Source organism: Pseudomonas sp. CROZ-RG-20F-R04-15 (genome assembly GCF_022662375.1).
Classification (GTDB): domain Bacteria; phylum Pseudomonadota; class Gammaproteobacteria; order Pseudomonadales; family Pseudomonadaceae; genus Aquipseudomonas.
In genome coordinates this window covers 118,998-144,125 of the sequence record NZ_JAKNQL010000008.1, presented here as the reverse complement: position 1 = coordinate 144,125, position 25,128 = coordinate 118,998, and the positions used below count along the sequence as shown (strand labels likewise).

The following is a 25,128-nucleotide window of genomic DNA, read 5'->3' as shown; positions in this document are numbered from 1 at the left end:
TTCGCGGCAGGCTGTGGCGCGGCCAACTGACTGGAGAAAAAACATGAGACCGTTTTGGCTGGAGCAGGCCTTGCAGGCCGACACCTCTGAAACCTGCCCGCCGTTGCAGGGTGAAGTCCGCACTGATGTGTGCATCGTTGGCGGCGGCTACACCGGGTTGTGGACGGCAATCATGCTCAAGCAACAGAACCCCGAACTCGATGTGTTGTTGATCGAAGCGGACATCTGCGGCGCTGGCGCGAGTGGGCGCAACGGCGGTTGTGCGCTGTCATGGTCGGCAAAATATTTCACCCTTGAGCGCCTGTTTGGCGTCGAAGAAGCGGTACGTCTGGTCAAGGAATCGGAACGCAGCATTCATGCGATCGGCGAGTTCTGCGAACACTACGGCGTCGATGCCGATTACCGCCTCGACGGCACGCTGTACACCGCGACCAACCGCGCGCAAGTCGGCTCGACTGACGCGGTGATCGCCGCGCTGGAGCGCAATGGCATCAACTCGTTCAGCCAGCGCCCGGTCGCCGATGTGCAGCGCATGGCCGGTTCGAGCAAGCACCTGGAAGGCTGGTTCTCGCCGGCAGCGGCCAGCGTGCAACCGGGCAAACTGGTGCGCGGCTTGCGTCGGGTGGCGTTGCAACTGGGCGTGAAAATCCACGAAAGCACCGCGATGACCGGGCTGGAGGAGGGGCGGCCGGCACGCCTGCAGACGCCGAATGGCACGGTGATCGCTGATCGCGTGGTGCTGGCGATGAATGCGTGGATGGCCCGTGCCTTCCCGCAGTTCGAACGCAGTGTGGCGATTGTCTCCAGCGACATGCTGATTACCGAACCGCGTCCGGAGCTGTTGCAGGAAATCGGTTTGACCAGCGGCGTGACCGTGCTCGATTCGCGGATTTTCGTGCACTACTACCACAACACCCCGGACGGCCGGATCATGCTCGGCAAGGGCGGCAACACCTTCGCGTTTGGCGGGCGCATGCTGCCGGTGTTCGATCAGCCGTCGCCGTATGCCGGCCTGCTGAAAAACAGCCTCGCGGACTTTTTCCCGGCCTTTGCCGATGTGAAAGTCGATGCCGCCTGGAACGGGCCGTCAGATCGCTCGGTCACCGGGTTACCGTTCTTCGGCCAGATGAGCAGCGCGGGCAATGTGTTTTACGGTTTCGGTTATTCGGGTAGCGGCGTCGGCCCGTGTCATATGGGCGGGCAGATTCTTGCTTCGCTGGTGCAGGGGCTGGACAACCCGTGGACGCGCTCGCCGCTGGTCAACGGGCCGCTGGGCTATTTTCCACCGGAGCCGATCCGGTATCTCGGTTCACTGATGGTGCGCAACGCCATCCGCCGCAAGGAACGCGCCGAGGATCACGGGCGGCGACCTCGGCATCTGGATGTGCGTCTGGCGAAGTTCGCCGCGGCGGCGGGCAAGGCTGACAAAGGTTAGTCGACGACCTCCACTGGGGATTCAGCGGGTATCGCTATTGAACAACCAGTCCAGCAACAAGCTGTTGTCGCGTGCGGGCGGTGGCTCGCGAGGCGTAGGGTTGCGGGAGTTGCCCAGGCACAGAATCGGCCGGTCCGGATCGCTGTCGAGGAAACTCACCCACACTTCGCTGCCGGCGCAGGGCAAATCGTCCGGTGCGATGCGGCGATGGGTCCGGGTCATGGCGATGGGCAGCCAGATCGCCTGGTGATCAAGCGTGTGCCTGGTATCCGAAGGCCACAGTCGCACGGCGACTCGACCCTGATCATCGAGTTGCGCCGGTTGCCCGGCAGGCCCCAGCACCCGGGCCAAGTGATAGCCGGCAACGCTGGGCCGGGGTTGTCTGAGCGCCGGGCGAAAGTCGGATGACCAGGGCTGGGCGCTGAAGTCGTTGTGGTAGCGGTGTGCGTTTGGAGTCGGGTCAAGAATCGACGGATGCTGCCCGTGATGGCGCAGGGCGGTAAGCCGCCATTGTTCATTGAAGTGGCTGACTGGATGCGCCGACACTTGCAGCAGATGCCCACTGAGCAAACCGACCCGGTCACTGCGGCCGTTGATCGTCCGGTGCTGACCGCGTTGCCTCTCCAGATGTCGACGGCTGCGTTGTTCGTGGTGACGTTGTTCGAGAGAGAGTATCGGTGGCAGGGCAGTTGCCGTGATGTGGTTGGCGGCATCGTCACCGCTTGCCTGCTGGCCTCGATTGCGTACGGCATGCAGCGTGGCGACGGGCGCAGCGTGATGGTGCTGGAACAGCGCACTGACGCACGGTGACGGTGTTTGCTCGCCCACCTTGAACGGCAGCAGCGCCGGCATTTGCGGCAGGCTCAGGCTGTCATCGGCAAACACGACAACGTGACCGTCGACCCGGTGTTCGAAGTGATAGTGAATGCCTTCTTCTTCGCAAAGCCTGTCCAGCAGCGTCAGATCGCTTTCTTCGTACTGGATGCAAAACGGTCGGGGCGGGTAATGGCCGACAGTCATTTCAATCCGGTAGCCATCGCCGGGCAGGGCGTTTTCCGTGAGCAATTGCTGGAGAATCTGCGGCACGCTCAGTTGCACAAACACGCGCCGCTTGTTTGGCTGGGCCAGCCTTTGCAAACGTGGCACCAACGTCAGTCGATAGCCGATCCGATGCGTACCGCGATGCTCGCAACTGGCACTGTCGATCAAGCCGTGAACCCCATGATGATCGTCCAGACGCAAAAAGGCCGGTTGGTGCAGAAATGTACCCGGCGTCATGGCGGGCGCGAGGCCGATCAGTTCGATGTCGAAACGGTAAGGCTGGTTGAGCGCTTCTTCGCCTTGAAAACGCAGCACCGGCAGGCTCAGGCCGCTGTCGGTCAGGGTCAGGGTAAAAGGACTTTCCTTGTCATTGAGCATTCGAACAGGCTCTGTCAGGCAATACGGGCTTGAGAGGGTACGAAACCACAGCGCTGAATGGTCATGTCAAAGCCGTTTTTCAGAATCGCCCTACAAGCTCTGGTGAAGATGTCGATTCCGCGTTGCATTTTTTTGGTCGATTGCCGACTTTAGGCCGTATAAACTTGGCGCCACGCGTCGGCCAATAGATGTCTCGGCGCCACAGATCAAGAGAGTGAGTAATGGGCGCACAGTGGAAGGTTAAACACAAAGAAGCGGCATCCAACGCCAAGGGCAAGATCTTCGGCAAACTGGTGAAGGAAATCACCATCGCTGCCCGCAACGGTGCCGATACCGCCACCAACGCACACCTGCGTCTGGTGGTCGAACAGGCCAAGAAAGCCTCGATGCCAAAGGAAACCCTCGATCGCGCGATCAAGAAAGGCGCCGGTCTGCTCGGTGAAACCGTGCAATACCATCGCGTGACCTACGAAGGCTTCGCCCCGCACCAGGTGCCGCTGATCGTCGAGTGTGTGACCGACAACATCAACCGTACCGTCGCCGAAATCCGCGTGGCGTTCCGTAAGGGCCAACTCGGCGCTTCCGGCTCCGTGGCTTGGGACTTCAACCACGTCGGCATGATCGAAGCCTCGCCGGAAACCCCGGACGCCGATCCGGAAATGGCCGCGATCGAAGCCGGTGCCCAGGATTTCGAACCGGGCGAAGACGGCGCGACGCTGTTTCTGACCGATCCTACCGATCTGGATTCGGTGCAGAAGGCATTGCCAGAGCAAGGGTTCACCGTGCTGTCGGCCAAGCTGGGCTACCAGCCGAAGAACCCGGTCAGCGGTTTGAGCGATGAGCAGATGGCTGAAGTTGAAGCATTCCTCGAAGGCCTCGACAACCACGATGACGTGCAGGATATGTTTGTCGGCCTGGCAGGCTGATCGACTGCGTCAGTGAGGGCCTCATCGAGAGCAGGCTCACTCCTACAGGCCAGTGAACACATCATTGTGATCACCACCCTCCACTGTAGGAGTGAGCCTGCTCGGGATTGACCGCGCAGCGGTCACAGATTCTCAAGCTGCAGCATGACCTCTGCGAACCCCGGCCGAGCGAGCACATCCGCCTGACAGCAACGCCGCTCCAGCTCCTCAAACACCGCACGCCGCTCATCACTCAACCCCGAGTCGATGCGCGCCAGCAACTCCCCGAGCAAAATCCCGAACGCACGCACTTCGATGCGTTGCAACGCGCGCGTTTCTACTGTGTCGGCGACTTCATGGAACGATGCCCCGCCAAAATCCCCGAGCAGGCAATCGCCGCGCTCGTTCAACAGAATGTTGTGCCCGTAGAGGTCGCCATGGGTGATGCCTTGCTGGTGCAAGTGATCGGCTGCCGAAGCGATGCCTTTGGCGATGTTCAGCGCAACCTCGGCACTGAATCGGCAATCAGCGGCGTAAACATCTCGCGAGCAGGATGCCAGGCTTGGCAGATCGGCGAGGTTGCCGAACGACGGATCGATCAACTGCATCACCAGCCCCTGCTGGCCCTCGGGATGGCCGCTGATGCGCCCTTCGATACGGATCAGATTGGGATGCAGGCCCGCGGTGATGCAGGCATTCATTTCGTGCAGCGGCGAGCCATCGCTGGTCATTTCACCTTTGTACAGTTTCACTGCGACCGGCGTCACTGAGCCATCGTCGCGCTGCCAGCTCGCCCGGGAAATCACCCCCGAGGCGCCTTCACCCAAGCGTTGCTCCAGACGTAGCGCCGACCAGTCGATTTGCGCTGTCGCCTCTAGCGCGGCGGCGTCCGCCTCGGTTTCCAGCGGGTTACCGGCGTAGGCCAGCCAAGTCAGGCTCGGCAGCGCGAGCAGCCACTGCGGCAGTTCAGTCAGGCGGTTGGCGGAAATGCGCAGCAGCTCCAGCCGATGGCACTTGCTCAGCGATGGCGGCAGCGTCTGCAGACGGTTGCCAGACAGCATGAGCTTCTGCAGCGCAGGACGTTCACCCAGTTCGCTCGGCAGGTGTTCGATGCAGTTGTCGGTCAGGATCAGCCAGCGCAAGTGCGGCGGCAGAGCTTCGCCGGGTACGTTGACGATGCGATTGGCCCTGAAACCGATCATCGTCAATGCCGCGCATTGGCCGAGGCAGGCTGGCAGTTCGGTGAACGGGTTGTCGGAGCAGAACAGCACACGCAGGTGCGTCAGACGGTGCAAGTCATCCGGCAGACTGCTCAGGGCGTTGCCGCTGAGGTTGAGGATTTCCAGACTGTCGGCCAGGTCGAAAATCTCGCGCGGGAATTCGGTCAGGCCGCAAGACAGATCCAGCCGCGTGATGCCCGACAACTCGCCGGCGCGTAATTGAGCAAGGGTGTGCATGTTGGTGTTCGCTATTGATCAGTGGAGCGACGCTGGGGCGCTGAGGATGGGCGACATGATAACGGCAAAGCAGGTTCTGGGCCTGAGTTGCATGTTGAAAACGCCACAAAACCCTGTGGGAGCGAGCTTGTTCCGGGCGGCGTTCCGACGAAGGCGTCGGGTCAGTCGACATTCATGGTGATTGTTCAACCGCTTTCGCGAACAGGCTCGCTCCCACAGGGTCGGCGTGCTCAGTCGTTGTTGTGCACTTGCTGCAACTGCCCCAACCGACTGCGCGTGCGCGCCAGGTCAATGACATGGCCGTCGAGGCTTTCGCGTAAGGGCAGGCGACCGAGCAACGTCAGATGCTTGTCCTGGTCGTACAACACGTCGATCAGGTTGATGAAGCGCTGTTGCGCGGCGATCGAGCACTCTCCCAGTTCCGGCAGACCATCAATGATCCAGCGGTCGAAACGTCGACACAGTTCCAGATAATCCATGACCGCCGTCGGCTGTTCGCACAGATCGCTGAAGGTAAAACCGACACGCCGTTCCTCACACAAGCGCGCCTGAAACTGTCGGGTGCCGACCGCTAACTGGATGGCTGGCGCGTCCGCGGGCGGCAGCTCCAGCGCGGCGCGCTGTGCGGGCGTGGCCGGCCACACATAATGTCCTTGGGTGAAAATCTGCTGCGCAGAGTGGCGTGTGTGACTGCGGTAATCGTGCGGGCCGCCGACCTCCATTACCTGCATGTGCGTATTGATCAGCTCGATCACCGGTTTGAAACGGGCGTGATAGAGCGGATTGGGCAGCAGGCCCTCCGGCGCATAGTTGGAGGTCACCAGCAGCAGAATCCGTCGTTTGAACAATGCCTTGAACAGCCGGGTGATGAGCATGGCATCGCCGATGTCATGCACATGAAACTCGTCAAAACACAGCACCCGACAATCCTGCAGAAGTTCGTCGAGGGTCGCTTCGAGGGCATCGTCCTGCGCGCGATGGCTGAACATGCCTTGATGCAATTGCGCAAAAAACTGATGGAAATGCAGGCGCCGTTTCTGGGTGATCGGCAGGGCATGAAAGAAACCATCGAGCAACCAGCTCTTGCCGCGTCCAACGGCGCCGAACAGATACAGGCTCGGCGCGGTTCGGCCGCTGGCGCCAAACAACAGGCTGGCCTGCTGCGCCATGCACTCGATGACGCGCTGCTGGCTGAGGCTGAGGGTGTAACCCTGACCGCTGGCCTTGTGCCGGAAGTAGTCGCGGATCGACTGGGCACTGGCGTCATGCCCGGCGCTGGCCGGCAAACCCTTGCCCAACCAGCGGCGCAACGCCGGCCAGCGCTGGGTCAGTCGCGATCGTTTCGGCGGTTGGGCTGGCACTGTGGGCGTCTCCGTGTTCGTAGAACCGGCTCCCGGAAGCGCGGCGACATAGTGTAACCAGACGCCGACTTTGCCAGCCACCGCGATGACTCGAGAGTGGGCGGTTATTGAACAAACTTATGCGGCACGTACAGCTATTTTTAGCGACATGGCCCAACCAGTTGCCAACCTTTCGAAACATATCCCGGGCGATCCATGGATCCAATCGACTGGCGGAATCGTCGACCGTTGCTAACCTCAATCACAGAAACGACGTCGCAAGCGATCGCTGACAAGGAACGGTGCAGTGAATGTACATGTGGTCATGGGCCTGCTCGGTGTGCTCGTTGCGCCCGTCAATGCGGCGGATCTTCAGGTCGAAGTGCGCGTCGATGTGCAGCGTGGCTGCCAATTGATCGGCCAGCAGCGTGAGGCCGGCATCGAGCAACTGGGTGTGCTCGACTTCGGCAGCACCGCGCGCCTTGACGACCCGGCCGGTCCACTGGGCGCGGCGTTGACCAATCAGCGCCTGCCACGGCTGGAGTGCAATCCGGACACGCCATACCAGATGCGCGTCGACGGCGGTTTGCATGGCGGTGTCGGGGAAGTCCGCTACATGGCCGGTTCGATGGGCAGCAAGCCGATTCCGTACCGCTTGTATCAGGACGCAGCGCGACGGGTGCCGCTGGTGGTGGATGTGCCGGTCAGCGGGCGGGTGCCGGACAGCGGCACCGTGGAATTACCGTTGTACGCGCGGATCGAGCGGCTGGCCGAAGTACCACAGGTCAGCCGTTATTCGGATCTGGTCAAGGTCACGGTCACCTGGTGATCACGGTTTCAACAGGCACCCGGTGGACGTGGGTGTGCATGGAAGGCGTTCGATTTTGAGCGCGGTGGTTGAATCACCAAAAAGGAGCAGGGACGGACGCAATGACAGGCAAGCACTGGATGGTGATCGCAGCAGGAGCGCTGGTACTGCTCGCCGACGACGCCCAAGCGGCGATGAGCGGGCAGATCAATGCGCGGCTGATCCTGATTGCCGGCTGCGAAGTCACCAACACCAGCAATCCAGCGAGCCCGGTCAGTGACCTCGGTACACTCGATTTCGGTCAGCAGGGGCCGACCTGGAACGCGCCGATCAAGGCCAGTCTCGACGGTGACAGCAGCGGCAAACTCAATGTTGCCTGCAACCCTTCGGTCACCGGTTTCACCGTCACCATTGATGGCGGCACCCACGGCGACGGCAATACCCGGCGTCTGAGCAACGGCCGCCAGACCATTCCCTATCAGCTGTTCGTCGATCCCTCCGGCGCCCGGAGCTACAGCATCGGCCAGCAACACAATTTCGCTGTCACCAGCGGTGCACAGATACCCATTCCGGTATTTGGCTCGGTGGTGGCGAATACCCGCGCGGTGCCGGCAGGGGTCTATACCGACACCCTGACGGTGACGCTCGACTGGTAACCCCGTAGAGGACGGACACCATGCGTATGTTTGCATCAAGGATAGGTTTGTCGCTGCTCGGCCTGGCGCTGGTTTCCAGTGCCAATGCCGCCACCACGGTCACCGGCCAGATCACCTCCAGCCTGATTCTGATCAGCAGCTGTCAGGTCAACGGCGCTGGCGGTTCCACCGGTCTGAACTTCGGTGCGTTGAACTTCGGTACCGCCAACAGCCTGTTCACCACGGCCACCGGACAAGTGTTGGGCGGCGGTGGCGGGGCGCTGTCGATTCTCTGTTCCAATGGCACCACGCCGACGGTCAAGGTGCGCGCCGGTTCCCACGACGGCATGTCGCCGGGCGGCACGCGAGCGTTGTACGACGGGGTCGCCAATTACGTGCCGTACGACTTGTACACCGATGCCGGGCACTCGCAACTGCTGGCGATCGACGGGACGATCAACCTTGCCGCCAGTACCGGTGTCGCGCAGACGGTGAACATTTACGGTCAGGCGGTGGGCAAGGCCGGATTGCCGGCGGGGACCTACACCGACACCGTCGCTGTTGAACTGACGTTCTGATGCCATGCGCCGCCATGGCTGCGCCGCGCTGCTCCTGCTCTGTGCGGGCAGTGCGCCGCTGCCGCTGACGGCGGCGACGAGCCAGAGCTTTCAGGTCAGCGCTACAGTCACTGCCGGGTGTCTGGTGGTGGGCGGGGTGTCGAACTATGGCGGGCTGAATTTCGGTTCGCGTTCGGCACTGGCCACCGGCACCGTGCAGGTCGCGTTGACGGGGGGCGTGCAGTTGCAATGTACGCCGGGCGTGACCTTGAACATGAGTGTCGATGGCGGCCAGTACAACAACAGCGGCCGGCACATGCAGGTCAACAGCGGCAGTGCGCGGGTGGCGTATGCGCTGTTTCGCGATGCGGCGTACAGCCAGAGCCTGGGCATTGGCCAGAGTGTGGCGGTGGCCTACAGCGATGCGAACAACATCAGCCTGCCGATTTACGGTCAGGTGCAATTGCCGGGCAATCAGCCTGGGGGGACGTACAGCGATGTGTTGCAGGTGCAACTGTCGTGGTGAGGCGAAGTCAGGATTGCCGACAAGGAGCAGGTTTATGCGGTGTTATACGTCAGGGCGTTCGCTTGAGTATTGCGCGATAGCGGCATTGCTCATGCTGGGGATGAATTCTGTGCACGCTGCAAGTTCAGTGCTGATCTGGCCGATTGATCCGGTGCTGGAGGCCGATCAGCATGCCAGTGCGTTGTGGCTGGAAAACCGTGGCAACGAAACTGCCAATCTGCAGATCCGCGTATTCGGCTGGAGCCAGAGCGGGTTCACGGAGCAATATCAGAACCAGCGCGAAGTGATCGGCAGCCCGCCAGTGGCGAAGATCGAACCGGGGCAGAAACAATTGGTGCGTCTGACCCGGACCAAAGAGGTGCCGCCGGGGCAGGAAATGGCCTACCGCATCATTATCGATGAAATTCCTGCCGCACAATCGGCGAGCGCTGACGGTGGCAAAACCGCTGCAGCGATCCGCTTCCAGATGCGTTACTCGGTGCCGCTGTTTGCCTATGGCGTCGGACTGTGGAGCAAAGAGGACAGCACCCGGGCGCGTGACCCCAAGGGGATTGGCCTGCCGCAGTTGAGCTGGCGCACGGTGGCGGTGGATGGCAAGCCTTATGTCGAAGTGCGCAATCAGGGCGCGGTGCATGCGCGGCTGACCGACGTGACAATCAAACAGGCCGGGCAGAGCAAACCGTTGGCCGAGGGGCTGTTGGGTTACGTGCTGCCGGGTGCGGTGATGCGTTGGCCGGCACCGGGACCGGTGGCCAGTGAGTCGGCGTTGCAGGTGCGGGTCAATGGTGCGGCCCAGGTGCAGAGCATTACGCCGGCCAAGTGAGTGAGTCGTCGCGCCAACGACTGGCGTCGACGAAAGCGGTATCAGGAGGATTCAGTCCATTGACGGACGTAAAACGCGTATGAGCCCGGGATTGGCTCGCCGTATTCAGCGTCCGTTGTGGTTCATCACCGGCGCGTGTTGCCTGATGTTCGTGCAACCATCCGGGGCCGGCGATCTGCCGCCGCCACCCAGCGGCATGGAGGCCGTGAGTGATGCACAGTTGTTTCTGGAACTGGTGGTCAACCAGATGAATACCGGACGCGTCGTGGCAGTGCAGCAGCGCGACGGACGCTTGTTTGTACCGGCGACGGCGTTGCGCGAAACCGGCATGAAGCTGCCGGATAATCTCGCTGCCGAGGTCGATCTCGACAGCCTGCCGGGACTGCACAGCGACTATGACAGTGTCGGTCAGCGCCTGCTGCTGGACGTGCCGCCGGACTGGCTGCCGGAACAGTTTATCGGTAACCGCCAGGCTTATCCGCGCACTCCGGCGCTGAGCAGTTTCGGCGCGCTGTTCAACTATGACCTGTACCTCAACGACACCGACGATGCCGGCACTTATCTGGCGGCGTGGAACGAAGTGCGCTTGTTCGACAGTTGGGGCACGCTGTCCAACACCGGGCAATACCGGCGCACCTTGTCCGGTGATTCACTCAATACGCTGGACAATGGCTACCTGCGTTACGACACCACCTGGCGTTACTCCGATGACGAGCGGATGCTCACCTACGAGGCCGGTGACGTGATCAGCGGTGCGTTGCCGTGGAGCAGTTCGGTGCGTCTGGGCGGCGTGCAGTTCTCTCGGGATTTTGCCGTACGCCCGGATCTGGTGACCTATCCGTTGCCGCAATTTGCCGGTGAAGCGGCGGTGCCGTCCTCAGTGGATCTGTTCATCAATGGCTACAAGTCCAGTAGCGCAGACTTGCAACCCGGGCCTTACACGCTGACCAATATTCCGTTTATCAACGGTGCTGGCGAAGCCGTCGTCGTGACCACCGATGCACTCGGTCGGCAGGTGTCGACCACGGTGCCGTTCTATGTCACCAGCACCTTGCTGCAAAAAGGCTTGAGCGATTTTTCCGTGGCTGCCGGTACGTTGCGCCGCGACTACGGTTTGAAGGATTTCAACTATGGGCCGGGTGTCACCTCCGGCAGCTTGCGTTATGGCGTCAGCGACAGTTTTACTCTGGAAAGCCATGCCGAAGCGGCCGATTCGCTGACACTGGGCGGGCTCGGTGGCAACCTGCAACTGGGCAATTTTGGCGTGCTCAACAGTGCGTTGAGCCAAAGCCGTTTCGACGGCGAGGGCGGTCATCAGGTCAGCTTGGGTTATCAGTACAGTAACCAGCGTTTCAGCTTTTCCTACCAACGCTTGCAACGCCACGATCAATACGCCGACCTGAGCGTGGTCGACAGCCCCTACATCAGCCTGAGCCGGCGCAGCGAACAGGCGACCCTGAGCCTCAATCTCGATCGCTGGGGTAGCCTTGGTGCGGGCTATTTCGATGTACGCGCGGCGGACGATTCGCGCACGCGTCTGCTCAACCTGAGCTGGAGCAAACCGCTGTGGCGCAACAGCAGTTTCTACCTCTCGGCCAACCGCGAGATCGGCGACAGCAGCTGGGCCGTGCAGGCGCAACTGGTGATTCCGTTCGACTTGCGCGGCAGTCTGGCGATCAGCACCGAACGCAGCAAAACCGGGCAGAGCCAGCAGCGGGTCAACTACAGTCGCGCGGTGCCGACTGAGGGCGGCGTAGGTTTCAATCTGGGTTACGCCAAGGGTGATGGCGCTGATTATCGTCAGGCCGACGTGACCTGGCGCCTGCAATCGGTGCAGTTGCAGGCCGGTGTCTATGGCACTTCCGACGCTGAAACCCGTTGGGCCGACGCCAGTGGTTCGCTGGTGTGGATGGATCGTCAGGTGTTTGCTGCCAACCGTATCGACGACGCGTTTGTGGTGGTCAGCACCGATGGCTTCGCCGACATTCCGGTGCGCTACGAAAACCAGCAGGTCGGCCAGACCGACAAGAATGGTCATCTGCTGGTGCCGTGGAGCAGCGCCTATTACCGCGGCAAGTATGAAATTGATCCACTGAATCTGCCGGCCAACGTGCGTAGCCCCAACGTCGAACAGCGCATTGCCGTGCGCCGAGGCAGCGGTTATCTGCTGGAGTTTCCGCTGAGCCGGGTGATTGCCGCGAGCATCGTGCTGGTCGATGCGCAGCAACGCGAGTTGCCGCTGGGCGCGGGCGTGCTGCACGAGCAAAGTGGCGCGCGGACGGTGGTTGGCTGGGACGGGCTGGTCTATCTGGAAAACCTGCAGGCACAGAACTCGCTGTTGGTCACGCTGGCCGATGGCAAGACCTGTCGGGCGCAGTTCAGCGTCGATATGAATCAGGATCAGGTGCCGATGCTTGGGCCGTTGGTGTGTCAATGATCTTCAGGCGATGGCTATTGGCGCTGGCGCTGGTGTTGCCGGGGACAGTGCAGGCCGCGTGCTCGGTGGTCAGCACCACGCCGGCGGCGTTCGGCATGCTCAGTTCGATTGCCGTGCGCACGACGTCGCAACCCAGTTCCACGCTTAACGCGGGTTTGAGCTGCACCGGTTCGCTGCTGTCGCTGCTGACCAGTAACGACCACTTCTGGGGCACTGTGTCTTCGACGCAAGGCGGGCTGGTCGGGCCGACCGGCGATGTCATCAGCTACACGATCTACGCCAACAACAGCACCAGCTACCCGCTGACGCGCGGCACGGCCTATGACTTTGCGCGCAACGGCATCATCGATGCTCTGGGCCTGCTCAACGGTACGACGCCGAAAACCGTGCCGCTCTATCTCGGTACCACCATCGGCAGCAACGTCGCCGCCGGGGTCTATACCGAGACCCTGAGCATTTTCTGGAACTGGAACTACTGCTCGGGAATCGGCATTGGCGCCATTTGCCTCGGGCGCGATATTGCCAACGGCACGACCTCGCTGACGGTGAATCTGACCGTGTCCAACGACTGCACGATTACTGCACCGAACATTGCCTTCGGCAGCGCGCCGGTGGTCAGCGCGTTTACGCCGGTGACCGGGCAGACCATCAATCTGGCCTGCACCAAAGGCAGTGCTTACACCGTGGGGTTGAGCGACGGGCAGAACGCGGTGAGTGTCGGCGGCCGGCGCCGGATGATTTCCGGGAGCAATTATCTGGCCTACGACATTTTCAAAAGTGCCGGCACCACGCGTTGGGGCAGCGTCGGCGCGGCGCGGCGGGCGAGTACCGATGCCGAGGTCAATCCGGGGAATGGCTTGGGCACCGGCAGCCAGATTTTCAACTACAACGCGAAGATCTACACCGACCAGACCACGCCGCCGGCGGGCACTTATCTGGACAATGTCGTGCTCGACGTAGGTTTCTGAGCCTGACGCTGATCCCCTGTGGGAGCGAGCCTGCTCGCGAATGCGGTGTGTCATTCAGCAACGATGCGACTGATCCGGCGCCTTCGCGAGTAGGCTCGCTCCCACAGGGAGGAGGTGGTGTTTTCAGAATTGCAGCGATTGCTTTAGCTGTTGCGCTGCTGGCGTATCAACCGGGCTGACCATCGCGTAGTTGTAGCCGCCACCCGACCAGTATTCGGCCTGCAAGTCCCCGTCACTCCGCGTGCCGCGCGGCAAAAACGTGTTCTTTGGCCCCGGCGGTCGCACATAGAAACTCACTTTGTGCCCGCTGCCATCCTCATACATGACCATTGCCGCCGGGCCTTCATCGGTGCTGAGCAGGCGCCCGCTGACCGGTGCAAACCCAGCGGCCTTAAGGTCAGGCAAGCGACTGGCCTGGGTGAAATAACGGTCAAGCCAGCGTTGCATGTCGCCGTCATTGTCGACCTTGTAATCGGCCGGCAGCATCCCTTGCTGGGCGATCAAGCGATAGGCCTGCAAAGCGTCGGTCATCGGCAACATGGACGGGCGCACGAGGGTCATTTCGCGAGCCTGCCAGCCACTGAAGCCACCGATGCTCACCGCGATCAGCAATACCGCCGCGCTGGCCAGATGACGACGTGACTGACGTTGTCGGCGCTGGCGGATCATGCCCGGATCAAGCGCTGGATTGGCCGGCTGCTGTAATGCACCGCTGAGTGCCGCGCGCAATTGCTGGGCATCCTGTTGCCAGGCGCGAACCTGCGCCGCTTCATCCGGGTGACTGGCCAGCCAGGTCTCCAGCATACGCCGGTCGGCGTCGCTGAGCTGGTGGTCGACATAGGCGTGCAAGTCACGCTCATTGGGAGGCAGGCTGATCATTTGAGTATCCGCAAAGAAGGGCTGCTGATTTCACCGTCGCTCAATTGGCGCAAGGCCTGGCGGGCACGGGACAGGCGCGACATCACGGTGCCGATCGGGGCGTCGAGAATCTCGGCGACCTCTTTATAGGAAAGACCTTCCACCGAGACCATCAGCAGCAGGGCGCGCTGTTCGCTGGGCAAGCGGTCGAAGGCTTGCAGGGTCGATTGGGCGATCACGGTGCGCTCCACCGAGGGTTCTGCATCGTCGCGACCAGTGAAGAATTCGAGCATCCGTGCGTAGCGTCGCGAGCGGCGATGGGCGTCGAGAAACTGCCGATACAGAATCGCAAACAGCCAGGCGCGCAAGTCGCCGTCGGCGCGTTTGTCGCCCCAACTCGACAGCGCCCGCTCCAGGCTGGCCTGTACCAGATCGTCAGCGCTGCTGCTGTTGCGCGTCAGAGACACGGCAAAGCGGCGCAATCTGGGAATGATTTCTCTCAACTGTTCGTCGAATTCGCTCATGAAATTCTGCTAGTCACTACGCTGTGGACTAGGGAGACGTCCGTCGTTGGAGGTTATTCCACGTTCGGAAAAATAAATACCGAGGCGGGGAATAAATCCGCGCGAGGTGCGTCTTGCTGATTCTTCCTACTCGTGGCCGATGGCCCTGGAGTTTTTCATGGTTGATCGTTCATCACCCGATACTGCGCCGCCCGGCGGGCCAAAGCGTCCACCTCTGAGTGCAGCGAGCCTGGTGCTGCGTCTGGGCGGCATTGCTGTGGTAGTCGCTGCCGTGGCCGGGGCGTTTGCCTACGTGCACGGCAACTTTGACCCACAACGCCTGACGCCAAAAGCGCTGGTGGATGTGCTGGAAAAGAACAACGGCGTCCACCCTGGCTTCCGTCGTAACCATGCCAAAGGCGTCTGCGTGATCGGCCATTTCGAAAGCAGTGGCGAGGCGCGGGTGTTTTCCACTGCGCAGGTGTTCAACGAGCCGCAGACCCCGGTGGTCGGGCGATTCGCGCTGCCGGCGGGCAATCCGTATGCACCGGACAGCAGCGTGCCGATCCGCAGTCTGGCGCTGCGTTTCACTCAGGCCAATGGGCAGCAGTGGCGCACCGGGATGAACAGCATGCCGGTGTTCCCGGTCGGCACGCCTGAGGCGTTTTATCAATTGCAGCAGGCACAGTCGCCGGATCCAGCCACTGGTAAACCTGACCCGGCGAAGGTCCCGGCGTTCTTCGCCTCGCACCCGGAAACCGTGCCGTTCCTGACCTGGGTGAAAACCGCCAAGCCGTCGGCCAGTTATGCCACTGAAACCTACAACAGCGTCAATGCGTTTTATCTGGTCGACGCCAGCGGTAAAAAGCAGGCCGTGCGCTGGAGCATGACGCCGTTGGCGCGGGATGCGGCGGGCGCCACTGCGCCTGAGGGCGGCGACTTTCTCGAGAAGGATCTGGTGCAACGTTTGGCCGCAGGATCGCTGCGCTTTCAGTTGAACATCACCCTGGCCAATCCTGAAGACCCGGTAAATGACGCCAGCAAGACCTGGCCTGAGGGGCGCAAAGTGTTGAACGCTGGCACGTTGGTGCTGGAGAAAACCCAGCCGCAACTGAGCGGCGAATGCCGTGATATCAACTACGACCCGCTGGTGCTGCCGGCCGGGATTCAGGGCTCCGACGACCCGTTGCTCGCGGCCCGTTCCGCCGGTTACGCCAATTCCTACCTGCGTCGCACCAGCGAAGTCAGCCAGTTGCCCGCCGGCAAACAGGAGGCTCGTCCATGAGAACTCAACCGACGCATTTCGCCCTGGTGGCGCGGCTGCTGCATTGGCTGATGGCACTGATGATCATCGCCATGCTGTTTATCGGCGCAGGTATGGTCACCTCGGTTTCCGAGCGGCATGAATGGCTGATCCATCTGCACAAGCCGCTGGGCATCGCGATACTGGCGCTGGTGATTGTGCGTTTGCTGGTGCGGCTCACCACGCGCCAGCCACCGTTGCCTGCGGATCTTCCGGACTGGCAGGCGCTGGCAGCCAAGGCTTCGCATCTGCTCCTGTACGCGTTGATGCTGGTGTTGCCATTGCTCGGCTGGGCGATGATCAGCGCTTCGGGTGAGCCGGTCATGCTCAGCACAACGTTGCAGTTGCCATCGATTGTTCCGGCGGACGCGCAGCTGTTTGCGCTGCTGCGCAAGGCGCATGGCTATCTGGCCTATCTGCTGTTCCTGACGGTGCTGTTGCACCTGGCAGCGGCGCTGTTTCATGGCTGGATCCGCCGTGACGAGGTGCTCGACAGCATGTTGCGTGGTCGCGATCGCAGTTAACCCGTTTGAGTGGCGCATCGTGCCGGTGCGCCGCTTTTCAGGGTCAGCCACCAGTACGCGAGCGCCACGGCGTTGATGGCGGCGCCGAGCAGGCACACGCCGATCCAGCCGGCCCACGCATACATGGCGGTCGAACTGATTGAGCCCAGCGCGCTGCCGATCGAGTAGAACAGCATGTAACCGGCGGTGAGGCGGCTTTGCGCTGCCGGACGCACGCTGTAAATCATGCTCTGGCTGGTGACGTGTACGGCTTGCAGACCCAGATCCAGAGTGATCACACCAAGCAGTAATGCCCACAATGACGATTGGGTGAGGGCGATTGGCAGCCATGAAGCGAGCATCAGCAACAGCGAAAGACCACTGACCCATTGGCCGAGGCCGCGATCAGCCAGATGACCAGCGCGTGCGGCAGCCAGCGCACCCGCTGCGCCGGCCAATCCGAACAGACCGATTTCACTGTGCGATAGGGACAGCGGCGGGGCGGCCAGCGGCAGCACCATCGGCGTCCACAGCACCATCGCGCTGGCGAAGGTCAGCAGGGCGAGGATCGCGCGTTGGCGCAGCACCGGTTCTTCTTTGAACAGGCTGAAAACCGAAGCGATCAGTGCGATGTAGCCCGTCGCCGGTTGCGGGGATTCGTGCTTGGGCAGAACGCGAAACAACAGCAACGCCATCAACAGGGTCAGCGCGGCTGACAGAAAGTAGATTGCACGCCATCCGGCCAGATCGGCCATGCCGCCCGCGACCGTGCGTGCCAGCAGAATTCCTACCACGATGCCGCTGGTCACCACACCGACTACGCGTCCGCGTTGTGCCGGGATCGCCAGCGTCGCGGCGTAGGCTACCAACACCTGCGTCACGACGGCGAGCAGCCCGGTCAATGTCATGCCGAGCAGCAGCCAGACACTGCTGGGCGCCAGCGCGATCATCAACAACGCCACTGCCGACAGCAGTGTCTGGGTGACGATCAATTTGCGCCGGTTGAGCAGATCCCCGAGTGGCACCAGTAATACCAGACCGATGCCGTAGCCGATTTGCGTCAGGGTGATGACGATGCCGATGGTCGCCGGCGACATCGCAAACGCCACGGCCATCGCGTCCAGCAATGGCTGGGCGTAATACACGTTGCCCACGGCCAGACCGCATGCCACGGAGAAAAGCAAAACGACGCTGCTTTTGAGAGGTTTCATATCCCGCATCCTTTTAGGTTTCAAAATAAAACCTTGGTCACGGTATTGATTAGGGTTTTATTTTGCAACCTGTTTGCGCAAGCGTACAAATCGCACAAAGCAAAAGATCGCAGACAAGCTGCGATCTTTTGCGGGACGGAGGAGGGGATCAGCGCAAGGTATCAACCATGTCGGCAATGGTCGTCAGTACGTCTTTGCCCAATAGCTTCGAGCGTTTGCCCGACCAGCCGGTGACTTTGTCGGGATGGTCGTCGTGATCCTTGAATGGCATTTCCAGGGTCAACGACAGGCAGTCGTATTTTTGCCCGACGCTGTTGCACGCCAGCGTCATGTTGGCTTGGCCCGGTTCGTCGCGGGTGTAGCCGTACTGGGTCTGGAAGTCTTTGGTGGTGTGTTTCAGGTGGCTGCGGAAATGTTCTTCGAGCTTCTCGATTCGCGGCGTGAAGCCCGGGTTGCCTTCGCAACCGGCGGTGAATACGTGGGGTATTTCTTCGTCGCCATGTACGTCGAGGAACAGATCGACGCCATACTGTTCCATTTGCTGCTGTACGAAAAGTACCTCGGGGCTGACTTCCTGACTGGCGTTCTGCCAGGCGCGGTTCAAGTCCTGGCCCATCGCATTGGTGCGCAGGTGACCGTGGAAGGCACCGTCCGGGTTCATGTTCGGCACCAGGTACAAGTCAGCGCTGGCCAGCAGTTTGTTCAGCACGGGATCGTCGTGTCTTTCCAGACGTTCGATCACGCCTTCCATGAACCATTCAGCCATGTGCTCGCCCGGATGCTGTTGAGCAATGATCCAGACTTTGCGCTGGCCCTCGGCGCCGGTGCCTTTGCGCAGCAGTTGAATATCGCGACCTTCGACGCTCTTGCCGGTGGCCAGCAGTTCGGTGCCAGCCTTGCTCAACGCCTGATCGATCAGCCAGTCGTGACGGCCACGACTGTAGGGTTCGAAATAGGCAAACCAGGCGTGGGTTTGCTCGGCTTCGAGGCAAAAGCGCAGGCTGTCACCTTCAAAACTGGTCGGAATACGGAACCAGTTGACGTGGTCGTAGGAAGCGACTGCCTGATAGCCGGTCCAGGCTTTGTTATAGGAGGACTGGCTGGCGTTGACCAGGCGGAACCAGTGTTCCTGATGAACATGCAGCCCGCTGGCCTTGAAGTGGAACCACTGAAAATGGGCGCTGCGGGTATCCGGGCGAATGGCCAGAACCGGATTGAGCGGATTGCTGATGTCGATGACTTGGATGTTGCCGCTGTCGAAGTTGGCGCTGATGTCGAACGAAGATTTGGCCACGGTCATAATCGATTCCTGAATATGATTTTTATGGCCGTTACTTTACACGCAGGCAGGTCTGAAACCGAGGGGAATTGCGGGGTGTGGCGGGGGGCGTCCTCCATGACGCGCAAGCAGCTTAGAGGCTGTGCGATTGATTCTCAAGTGCTAATTGTCATTAGTTTGCCCCAATGTGGCCGGGCTCGGCTTGCCAAGCGATATTCTTTTGATATTATCCGCGCCATCGAATTTGCAACACCTGAAGACTTCATTAGCCTGAAGCCATAAGCCCGAAAAACGGGCAAAAAAAAACCCGGCAAAAAGCCGGGTCAAAAACCGTGATTAGCCTGATGAGGAGATAGTCCAGAAGACCGACCTAAGGTCTCTGGTCCATCGACTGATCTCGCGACCAGCTGCATGCAATAATAATCATTATCATTTGCAAGTCAAATGTTTTTATCTGCGCGATTGGAAAATTCTTTCCCGTCCGTCCGTCCGTCCGCATTCCCGTTCCTCAGGCCTCATCGCCATCGAGTGAATGGTCGACCATCGCCCGCGCCATATCCACCATGTGCACCACTGAAAATGCCAGATCGCGACTCGCGCCTTGCAGGTTTTCCGCTGCCTTGAAGGCCGTGGCTGCGGCACAACGCAACAGATCCGAAGCGTGCACCAGGGCTTCTTCGCCGCTCAAATGGCGCCTGACATCGAAAAAGCGTTCGTCGACCTCGGGTTCTGACACAGCTGGTTTCAAGTAATAGTCCAGTGCTCGCTGCGCCGCCGCATTGCCCTGAGGCGAGGTGAAGGTGGTGTCCATTTGCAGATCGGGCAAGTCTTTGCTGCTGATATTCATGATGAAGAGGCACTCCTTGGTCGATTGAAAATCCGTCCTTTCAGAATAGTACTCTTCGTAGTTGTGACCAGAATTTAAATACTACAATATGTGTTTTGCTGGCCGAAGGCGTCCACGTAAGGTGCTGCACATGGATAAATGGATTGAGTTGGTCAAGGCCAAGATGAGTGAACTCAAAATCACTCAAACAGAGCTCGGAGAGCGCGTCGGCATGTCCCAGGGCGGGATCGGCCATTGGCTGAACAAGCGTCGCGAACCCGGCATCACGGAAATGAACCGCGTGCTGCAAGCGCTGGGCATGGATTTTCTCGAAGTGGTGCTGGTGATCCGGGAACCGCAAATAACACCTGACGACGACATGCCGCTGGCGCAGAAGTACAACCCTTACTTCCGTTACCCGGTCAGCGATTGGCAAACGACGTGCGAGGTGCGTGAGAGCGACGCTACGTCCTACGCCAAGGCATCAGGCAAGCAGCGTTTCGAACTGACGGATTACCACGCACGTGGCCCGGCGTTCTGGTTGACGGTGACGGGAGATTCAATGACCGCGCCCAGTGGCCAGAGCATTGCCGAAGGCATGCTGATTCTGGTTGATCCGGCGGCCGAGGCGGTGCCCGGCAAACTGGTTATCGCCCAATGGCCCGACAGCCCTGAAGCGATTTTTCGCAAACTCGACGAACAGGGCGGCCAGCGTTACCTGGTGCCGCTCAATCCGACGTGGCCGAAAGCCCTGCTGACCGATGAGTGTCGAATCATCGGCGTTGTGGTTCAGGCAACGGCGCGTTACTAGTCAGATCGATCCTCGCCAGGCGTAGGATCGATCCTCACATTCACACTTCTTCCAGTTCAACCAAAGCGCTGCCTTCGCCGACCATTTCGCCCTCCTGGCAATACAGCGCTTTGATCACTCCGGCATGCGGCGCACGGATGCTGTGTTCCATCTTCATCGCTTCCAGCACCACCAGTTGTGCACCGGCCTCGACCGATTGCCCTGCCTCGACCAGTACGCGAACAATGCTGCCGTTCATCGGTGCGGTCAGACCGCCCTGATGGCTGTGGCTGGCTTCGACGGCGCTGATCGGGTCGTACGTCTCGATGCGCCGCAACTCGCCTTCCCATTGCAGGTACAGCGAATCGCCTTGGCGAATGGCACGCAACGTACGACGAACGCCCTCGTGCTCGACGATGAGTGCTTCACCGGACAGTCTCGCGTGATCAGCGGCATTCAGCATCAATGCCCGGTCCTGGCCCTCGCAACTCAAATGCAGGGTGATTTCCCGTGGCAGACCGGCACGTAAACCACTATTGAATGACCACGGCGAAGCAGGGTCATCCTGGCGCGCCAGCTGAGGCAGACTTTGCGCCACCGCCTGAGCCGCCGCGCTCCAGAATGCCTCGCTCAACGTGCCCGGGGCAGGCAGCAATTGCTCCTGATGGCGCGGAATAAATCCGGTATCCAGCTCCGCCGCCGCAAACGCCGGATGGGCGATGATCCGCCGCAAAAAGTTGATGTTGGTTTTCAAACCGCCAATGGCGAATTCGTCGAGCATGCTCAACAGACGCAGGCGCGCCTGCTCACGATCCTCGCCCCAGGCAATCAGCTTGCCGAGCATCGGGTCGTAGAACGGCGAAATTTCATCGCCTTCTTCGACTCCGCTATCCACCCGGCGCCCAGGCCCCTCAGCCGATTCGCGATACAACGCCAAACGCCCGGTCGCCGGCAGGAAGTCATTCGCAGGGTCTTCGGCGTACAAGCGCACTTCAATCGCATGGCCGTTCAACGGCACCTGCGCCTGGGTGATCGGCAGTGCTTCACCACGGGCGACGCGAATCTGCCACGCCACCAGGTCCAGCCCGGTGATGGCCTCGGTCACAGGGTGCTCGACCTGTAGTCGCGTGTTCATCTCCATAAAGAAGAATTCGCCACGGGCATCGAGCAAAAACTCCACCGTACCGGCGCCGACATAGCCGATTGCTTGCGCCGAACGCACAGCCGCTTCGCCCATGGCGCGACGCAGTTCAGGCGTCAGGCCCGGTGCCGGCGCTTCTTCGACGACTTTCTGGTGACGGCGCTGAATCGAGCAGTCACGCTCATTGAGGTACAGGCAGTTGCCATGCTGATCGGCGAACACCTGAATTTCCACGTGACGCGGTTTCAGCAGATATTTTTCCACCAGCATCCGCGAATCGCCGAACGACGATTGCGCTTCACGCTGAGCCGAGGCGAGGGCTTCGGCCAATTGGCTGACGTCCTCGACGACTTTCATGCCCTTGCCGCCACCGCCGGCCGTGGCTTTGAGCAGCACCGGATAACCGATGCGTTCGCAGGCATCGCGGAAGGTCTCGAGATCCTGCGCTTCGCCGTGATAACCCGGCACCAGTGGCACGCCCGCAGTTTCCATCAGCGCTTTGGCGGCGGACTTGCTGCCCATGGCATCAATGGCCGAGGCTGGCGGGCCGAGGAAAATCAGCCCGGCCGCTTCAATGGCGCGAGCGAATCCGGCGTTTTCCGAGAGAAACCCGTAACCCGGATGAATCGCCTGCGCGCCACTGGCCTTGGCCGCTGCGATCAGTTTGTCGATTTGCAGGTAACTGTCGGCCGCTTTGCTGCCACCGAGATCGACGCGAATGTCCGCCTCACGGCTATGTCGCGCCTCGCGGTCGGTGGCGCTGTGCACTGCAACCGTGGTCAGGCCCAGCGCTTTCGCGGTGCGCATCACGCGGCAAGCAATTTCGCCACGGTTGGCCACCAGCAGGGTGGTGAGAACAGGTGCGCTCATCAATGCGACTCCTTGTTTGCGGCTTGCCAGCTCGGCGGACGTTTTTGCAGAAAGGCCCGCAAGCCTTCCTGGCCTTCTGGGCTGACACGAATGCGGGCGATGGCATTTTCGGTGTAGCGGCGCAATGCGGGGGTCAGCGCACCGTTACCGACTTCACGCAGCAAGTCCTTGCTGGCACGCATCGCGGCCGGGCTGTTGAGCAACAGGTTGTTGATCCACTGTTCGACCTGTTGTTCCAGTTCGGCGGCTGGATAGCTGTCGGACAACAAGCCGATTTCCCGAGCGCGTTGGCCGCCGAAACGTTCGGCGGTCAGCGCGTAACGACGCGCAGCGCGCTCGCCAATCGCTTGCACCACAAACGGACTGATGACTGCCGGCGCCAGACCAATGCGCACTTCCGACAGGCAGAATTGCGCATCATCGGCGCCAATCGCCATGTCGCAGCAACTGATCAACCCCAGCGCGCCGCCGAACGCCGCGCCTTGGACCACGGCCATTGTGGGAATTTTCAGCTTGGCGAGGTTGTACATCAGCTCCGCCAGTTCGCGGGCGTCGTCGAGGTTGGTGTGGTAATCGAGTTCGGCCGATTGCTGCATCCATGCCAGGTCGGCGCCGGCACTGAAGTGCTTGCCACGGCCACGCACCAGCAGGAAACGCAGGCTGGCGTCACTGGCGACCTTGTCGAGAGCGAGGATCAGCTCGCGGATCATCTCGGCGTTGAACGCGTTGTTCTTTTCCGCGCGGTTGAGCCACAGCGTCGCGAAACCCCGTGGGTCGCTCTGCAGTTCGAGGGTGTTGAAATCACTCATATTCATCCGTCTCCACGGTTCCTGTGGGAGCGAGCCTGCTCGCGAAAGCGTTGTATCAGTCGACCGATCCGCTACCGGACCAACCGTATTCGCGAGCAGGCTCGCTCCCACAAAAAATCACATCCGGAACACGCCGAAGCGGCTCGGTTCGATTGGCGCGTTCAGCGACGCGGACAAGGCCAGGGCCAGCACATCGCGGGTCTGCGCCGGGTCGATGACGCCGTCGTCCCACAGCCGAGCGCTGGAATAGTAGGGGTGACCCTGTTCTTCGTACTGGTCGAGGATCGGTTGCTTGATCTCGGCTTCCTGCTCGGCACTGAACGCCTGACCGCTGCGTTCAGCCTGTTCGCGTTTGACCTGCACCAGCACACCCGCCGCCTGCTCGGCGCCCATCACGCCGATCCGCGCGTTCGGCCACATCCACAGGAATCGTGGGTCGTAAGCGCGCCCGCACATGCCGTAGTTACCCGCGCCGAAGCTGCCGCCGATGATCACGGTAAATTTCGGCACTTTCGCGCAAGCCACCGCCGTTACCAGTTTCGCGCCGTGCTTGGCGATGCCGCCGGCTTCGTATTTCTGCCCGACCATGAAACCGGTAATGTTCTGCAGAAACAGCAGCGGAATGCCGCGCTGGCAGGCCAGTTCGATGAAGTGCGCGCCTTTCTGCGCGGCCTCGGCGAAAAGGATGCCGTTGTTCGCCAGAATCGCGATGGGATAGCCGTGCAGATGCGCAAAACCGCAGACCAGCGTGGTGCCGAACAGCGCTTTGAATTCATCGAACACCGAACCGTCGACCAGTCGCGCAATCACTTCGCGTACGTCGAATGGTTGCTTGGCATCGGCGGAAACCACGCCATACAACTCATCGCTGCTGTACAGCGGCGCAATCGGTGTGCGCTGCTGCACTTCACCGAGCTTGCGCCAGTTGAGGTTGGCCACGCTGCGGCGGGCGAGGGCGAGGGCATGTTCGTCGCTCTCGGCGTAATGGTCGGCGACCCCGGAAATCTTGCAGTGCACATCGGCACCGCCCAGGTCTTCGGCGCTGACCACTTCACCGGTCGCGGCTTTCACCAACGGCGGCCCGGCGAGGAAAATCGTCGCCTGATTGCGCACCATGATCGCTTCGTCAGCCATCGCCGGCACATACGCACCGCCGGCAGTGCAAGAGCCCATGACCACAGCGATTTGCGGAATGCCCATCGCGCTCATGTTGGCCTGATTGAAGAAAATCCGCCCGAAATGCTCGCGATCCGGAAACACTTCATCCTGACGCGGCAGGTTGGCGCCACCCGAGTCGACCAGATAGATGCACGGCAGACGATTCTGCTGCGCGATGGTCTGCGCGCGCAGGTGCTTTTTCACGGTCAGCGGGTAGTACGAACCGCCCTTAACCGTCGCGTCGTTGGCGACGATCATGCATTCGACGCCTTCGACCCGGCCAATCCCGGCAATCACACCGGCGGCAGGAACCTCTTCGCCATAGACGGCGTGGGCGGCCAGTTGGCTGATTTCCAGAAACGGTGAGCCGGGATCGAGCAAACGGTTGATGCGCTCGCGCGGCAGCAGTTTGCCTCGTGAGGTGTGACGTTCCTGGGCTTTCGCGCCGCCACCCTGCGCCACTTGGGCGAGCAGGGTGTGCAGGGCGTCGACCTGTTTGAGCATCGCCGCGCTGTTGGCGGCGAACTCCGCTGAACGAGGGTTGAGCTGAGTGTGCAGGGTAGCCAT

Annotated in this window: 23 protein-coding genes; 12 read left to right on the top strand and 11 right to left on the bottom strand. The window is 61.1% G+C overall.

Annotation, left to right across the window (positions count from 1 at the left end; all coding sequences use genetic code 11):
* Window positions 1–43: 43 nt before the first annotated feature.
* A complete protein-coding gene (locus L8H52_RS14225) occupies window positions 44–1,435 on the top strand; it encodes an FAD-dependent oxidoreductase (RefSeq protein WP_242207572.1) in 1,392 nt (463 codons plus the stop codon).
* A gap of 21 nt (window positions 1,436–1,456) precedes the next feature.
* Here the strand turns inward: L8H52_RS14225 and tssI are convergent, their stop codons facing one another.
* Window positions 1,457–2,854, bottom strand: coding sequence for a type VI secretion system tip protein TssI/VgrG (gene tssI, locus L8H52_RS14220; RefSeq protein ID WP_242207573.1), 1,398 nt, complete (start codon window positions 2,852–2,854; stop codon window positions 1,457–1,459).
* Window positions 2,855–3,075: 221 nt separating this feature from the next.
* Here tssI and L8H52_RS14215 point away from each other — a divergent pair, with 221 nt between their 5' ends.
* A complete protein-coding gene (locus L8H52_RS14215; RefSeq protein ID WP_242207574.1) occupies window positions 3,076–3,780 on the top strand; it encodes a YebC/PmpR family DNA-binding transcriptional regulator in 705 nt (234 codons plus the stop codon).
* A 122-nt stretch (window positions 3,781–3,902) separates the two neighbouring features.
* Here the strand turns inward: L8H52_RS14215 and L8H52_RS14210 are convergent, their stop codons facing one another.
* Both L8H52_RS14210 and zapE read right to left on the bottom strand, forming a co-directional pair.
* On the bottom strand, window positions 3,903–5,216 hold the full coding sequence (locus L8H52_RS14210; protein WP_242207575.1) for a leucine-rich repeat-containing protein kinase family protein: 1,314 nt from the start codon (window positions 5,214–5,216) through the stop codon (window positions 3,903–3,905).
* Window positions 5,217–5,446: 230 nt separating this feature from the next.
* Window positions 5,447–6,577 (bottom strand): cell division protein ZapE, encoded by a 1,131-nt coding sequence (gene zapE / locus L8H52_RS14205; RefSeq protein ID WP_242207576.1) that lies wholly within the window; start codon window positions 6,575–6,577, stop codon window positions 5,447–5,449.
* A gap of 286 nt (window positions 6,578–6,863) precedes the next feature.
* Here zapE and L8H52_RS14200 point away from each other — a divergent pair, with 286 nt between their 5' ends.
* The 7 genes from L8H52_RS14200 to L8H52_RS14170 all read left to right on the top strand — a co-directional run bounded on the left by L8H52_RS14200 (window position 6,864) and on the right by L8H52_RS14170 (window position 13,310).
* Complete coding sequence (locus tag L8H52_RS14200) at window positions 6,864–7,385, top strand: spore coat U domain-containing protein (protein ID WP_242207577.1); 522 nt, start codon at window positions 6,864–6,866, stop codon at window positions 7,383–7,385.
* A 101-nt stretch (window positions 7,386–7,486) separates the two neighbouring features.
* On the top strand, window positions 7,487–8,020 hold the full coding sequence (locus L8H52_RS14195) for a spore coat U domain-containing protein (protein WP_242207578.1): 534 nt from the start codon (window positions 7,487–7,489) through the stop codon (window positions 8,018–8,020).
* Window positions 8,021–8,040: 20 nt separating this feature from the next.
* Window positions 8,041–8,577, top strand: a complete 537-nt coding sequence (locus L8H52_RS14190) for a spore coat U domain-containing protein (protein ID WP_242207579.1) — start codon at window positions 8,041–8,043, stop codon at window positions 8,575–8,577.
* A gap of 4 nt (window positions 8,578–8,581) precedes the next feature.
* On the top strand, window positions 8,582–9,082 hold the full coding sequence (locus L8H52_RS14185; protein WP_122607800.1) for a spore coat U domain-containing protein: 501 nt from the start codon (window positions 8,582–8,584) through the stop codon (window positions 9,080–9,082).
* 91 nt (window positions 9,083–9,173) lie between these two features.
* Window positions 9,174–9,905 (top strand): molecular chaperone, encoded by a 732-nt coding sequence (locus L8H52_RS14180; RefSeq protein ID WP_242207655.1) that lies wholly within the window; start codon window positions 9,174–9,176, stop codon window positions 9,903–9,905.
* Between the two features lie 79 nt (window positions 9,906–9,984).
* Window positions 9,985–12,342 carry a fimbria/pilus outer membrane usher protein gene (locus tag L8H52_RS14175; protein ID WP_242207580.1) on the top strand — a complete coding sequence of 786 codons (2,358 nt, stop codon included), beginning with the start codon at window positions 9,985–9,987 and terminating at the stop codon, window positions 12,340–12,342.
* Complete coding sequence (locus tag L8H52_RS14170; protein WP_242207581.1) at window positions 12,339–13,310, top strand: spore coat U domain-containing protein; 972 nt, start codon at window positions 12,339–12,341, stop codon at window positions 13,308–13,310. Before L8H52_RS14175 ends, L8H52_RS14170 begins: the two co-directional genes overlap by 4 nt.
* A gap of 123 nt (window positions 13,311–13,433) precedes the next feature.
* On the opposite strand, the gene L8H52_RS14165 is transcribed toward L8H52_RS14170, so the two are convergent.
* The gene (locus L8H52_RS14165; protein ID WP_242207582.1) at window positions 13,434–14,189 is read right to left on the bottom strand and encodes an anti-sigma factor; all 756 of its coding nucleotides are present in this window, start codon (window positions 14,187–14,189) and stop codon (window positions 13,434–13,436) included.
* Complete coding sequence (locus L8H52_RS14160; protein ID WP_242207583.1) at window positions 14,186–14,692, bottom strand: sigma-70 family RNA polymerase sigma factor; 507 nt, start codon at window positions 14,690–14,692, stop codon at window positions 14,186–14,188. The genes L8H52_RS14165 and L8H52_RS14160 overlap by 4 nt, the downstream gene beginning before the upstream one ends.
* 157 nt (window positions 14,693–14,849) lie before the next feature.
* Between L8H52_RS14160 and L8H52_RS14155 the strand changes: the two genes are divergently transcribed.
* Window positions 14,850–15,956 carry a catalase family peroxidase gene (locus tag L8H52_RS14155; protein WP_242207584.1) on the top strand — a complete coding sequence of 369 codons (1,107 nt, stop codon included), beginning with the start codon at window positions 14,850–14,852 and terminating at the stop codon, window positions 15,954–15,956.
* Window positions 15,953–16,498 carry a cytochrome b gene (locus L8H52_RS14150; RefSeq protein ID WP_242207585.1) on the top strand — a complete coding sequence of 182 codons (546 nt, stop codon included), beginning with the start codon at window positions 15,953–15,955 and terminating at the stop codon, window positions 16,496–16,498. The genes L8H52_RS14155 and L8H52_RS14150 overlap by 4 nt, the downstream gene beginning before the upstream one ends.
* On the opposite strand, the gene L8H52_RS14145 is transcribed toward L8H52_RS14150, so the two are convergent.
* The 3 genes from L8H52_RS14145 to L8H52_RS14135 all read right to left on the bottom strand — a co-directional run bounded on the left by L8H52_RS14145 (window position 16,495) and on the right by L8H52_RS14135 (window position 19,814).
* A complete protein-coding gene (locus L8H52_RS14145) occupies window positions 16,495–17,688 on the bottom strand; it encodes an MFS transporter (RefSeq protein WP_242207586.1) in 1,194 nt (397 codons plus the stop codon). The two genes, L8H52_RS14150 and L8H52_RS14145, sit on opposite strands and share 4 nt — an antisense overlap.
* Window positions 17,689–17,836: 148 nt before the next feature.
* Window positions 17,837–18,988, bottom strand: coding sequence for a M14-type cytosolic carboxypeptidase (locus tag L8H52_RS14140; protein WP_242207587.1), 1,152 nt, complete (start codon window positions 18,986–18,988; stop codon window positions 17,837–17,839).
* 487 nt (window positions 18,989–19,475) lie between these two features.
* Window positions 19,476–19,814: a DUF3077 domain-containing protein gene (locus L8H52_RS14135; protein ID WP_093434137.1), complete on the bottom strand. Its 339-nt coding sequence runs from the start codon at window positions 19,812–19,814 to the stop codon at window positions 19,476–19,478.
* Window positions 19,815–19,944: 130 nt separating this feature from the next.
* Between L8H52_RS14135 and L8H52_RS14130 the strand changes: the two genes are divergently transcribed.
* Window positions 19,945–20,604 carry a S24 family peptidase gene (locus L8H52_RS14130; RefSeq protein ID WP_242207588.1) on the top strand — a complete coding sequence of 220 codons (660 nt, stop codon included), beginning with the start codon at window positions 19,945–19,947 and terminating at the stop codon, window positions 20,602–20,604.
* 40 nt (window positions 20,605–20,644) lie between these two features.
* On the opposite strand, the gene L8H52_RS14125 is transcribed toward L8H52_RS14130, so the two are convergent.
* The 3 genes from L8H52_RS14125 to L8H52_RS14115 form a co-directional block, all read right to left on the bottom strand.
* Entirely contained in the window at window positions 20,645–22,594 is a 1,950-nt protein-coding gene (locus L8H52_RS14125; RefSeq protein ID WP_242207589.1) for an acetyl/propionyl/methylcrotonyl-CoA carboxylase subunit alpha, read from the bottom strand.
* Entirely contained in the window at window positions 22,594–23,403 is an 810-nt protein-coding gene (locus L8H52_RS14120; protein ID WP_242207590.1) for a gamma-carboxygeranoyl-CoA hydratase, read from the bottom strand. The genes L8H52_RS14125 and L8H52_RS14120 overlap by 1 nt, the downstream gene beginning before the upstream one ends.
* A 117-nt stretch (window positions 23,404–23,520) precedes the next feature.
* Window positions 23,521–25,128, bottom strand: a complete 1,608-nt coding sequence (locus tag L8H52_RS14115; protein WP_242207591.1) for a carboxyl transferase domain-containing protein — start codon at window positions 25,126–25,128, stop codon at window positions 23,521–23,523.